The 971-nt window shown below is 42.6% G+C and carries 1 protein-coding gene; it reads left to right on the top strand.

Going from position 1 to position 971, the window contains the following annotated elements; translation table 11 throughout:
- Positions 1-54: 54 nt before the first annotated feature.
- Positions 55-957 carry an IS1595 family transposase gene (locus DHD80_RS19815; RefSeq protein WP_251743206.1) on the top strand — a complete coding sequence of 301 codons (903 nt, stop codon included), beginning with the start codon at positions 55-57 and terminating at the stop codon, positions 955-957.
- Positions 958-971 lie beyond the last annotated feature (14 nt).

The raw sequence follows: 971 nt of genomic DNA, 5'->3' as shown, positions 1-971 counted from the left end.
TAGAGTTACTACGATAAAGACTATTTTATTAAATTGATATCAAATATAATAAGGATGGAATTTACGGGATTGAGTTTGATAAAGTTTACTGAAACCTTCAAAACTGATGAAGATTGCAAGAAATACCTCGGCCAGCGCAAGTGGAGCGAAGGGTTCAAGTGTAAGAAGTGCAATCACGAAAAAGCTACGGTATTAAAGGGCAAACGCACTGCCCATCGGATGTGCACCCTTTGCAAACGGGAAGAGAGCCCTTCCAGCGGAACCTTGTTCCATCGGGTCAGGTTCGGACTTCGAAAGGCGTTTTTCATCGTCTATGAGATGAGCACCAGTAGTAAGGGGCTCTCCAGTATCCAGATAGCCAACCGTTATGGTATCAGTCAAAAAACGGCCTGGTATTTCATGCAGAAGGTACGACTGGCAATGGAATCGTCCGGTAACCACCCCATGAAGGGCAAGGTACAAGTGGACGAATTTACCGTTGGTGGCAAAGAAAAGGGCAAAAAAGGCCGTAGTTATGATGCCAAAAAGAAAAAGATAGTCGGGGCGGTAGAGCTTACCGATGACAACAAAATCAAAAGGTTCTATGCCCTGCCCATCGACAACTATTCCGGAAAGGAACTGGAAACCATCTTCAAGGCCCATATCGATATAGGTGCAAAGGTAGAGACCGATGGTTGGAAAGGTTATAACAAGATGAAAAAGAAATACGATATCAAATCCACGAAAAGCCTGCCCGGAATAAATTTCAACGAGATCCACACGGTCATACAAAACCTGAAATCATGGCTCAGGGCAATACCGACACATATCAGTAAGGAACACATCAAAGCGTATCTTAATGAATTTTCGTACCGCCTGAACAGATCGATTCATAAGGAAACTATTTTTGATGGCCTGATAGGTAGAATGGTGGAACATCCACCAGTGAATTATGGAAAATTAAAACTCTGTAATTAACGTAGTAACTCTAT

The sequence above is a fragment of the Gramella sp. AN32 genome (genome assembly GCF_023718305.1).
GTDB classification, from domain to species: Bacteria; Bacteroidota; Bacteroidia; order Flavobacteriales; family Flavobacteriaceae; genus Christiangramia; species Christiangramia antarctica.
The sequence above is the reverse complement of the archived record's forward strand: the minus strand, read 5'-3'. Positions and strand labels throughout refer to the sequence as shown.